This is a genomic window from Frankia sp. CoWAU3, assembly GCF_977971855.1.
This window is the reverse complement of sequence record NZ_CDWWXB010000244.1, coordinates 1-698: the sequence shown is the minus strand read 5'-3', so window position 1 is coordinate 698 and position 698 is coordinate 1. Positions and strand designations below refer to the sequence as shown.

Here is a 698-nt window from a genome sequence, read left to right as displayed (position 1 = left end):
GCCGCCGACACCGCCCGCACCGTCCCAGGTCGTCGTCGCCGTGACCAGGCTCTGGTCCGGCCCGGAGCCGGGGACGATGTGCCAGCGGGTGCACAGCGAGGAGTTCTGGTCCGCCTCGACGAGAGTGCTCGCATCGGGGACGGAGACGGTCGCGTCGATCTGACGCACCCGCTTGCGGGTTGCCTGGAGCCGATAGGCGATGCGGGTCCCGGCACCGTGGCCCCCCGCCAACACCCGGTACTCGGAGACGTTCTCTGGCCAGGCTCGGGCGCGGGCGCCCTGGTAGTCCGCGAGCTTCGCGACAACCTGCTCGGGGGTGCCCGGCACGACCCGCCTGACGACGACCTCGATCTGTCCCACCAGCTCCTCCTTCCTCGCTCCGGCCGGCTCTCGGCCGAAGTCCGCGTTCCTCCCGGCAGCCGTGCTCGTCCGGGAGAGAACCCGTGGAGCCACGGGCGGGTCGCCAGGCTCGCGTGCCCCTGACCGTCTCATCTGACCCGTAGTCCGTCGCCCTCGCCCGTCGCGCTTCCCGGCTTGACGGGCGCCGAGCGGCGCAGTTGATTACTTGGAGTTACAATCGGCGAGCAGGTGGACGCCCACCAGAGCGGCCAGATCGCGCGCCGCCGGGCCGAGTGTGGCGAGTGTGGCGAGCGCCGCCGAGAGCGTCGGGGACCGCTACCCCGGGTCGATCCCGCAAT

General features: G+C 72.1%; 1 protein-coding gene. It reads right to left on the bottom strand.

Annotation, left to right across the window (positions count from 1 at the left end):
* Positions 1-360 (bottom strand): SRPBCC family protein (locus AC08ON_RS16375; RefSeq protein ID WP_476617280.1); only part of this gene is annotated, 360 nt, incomplete at its 3' end.
* Between the last annotated feature and the right edge of the window lie 338 nt (positions 361-698).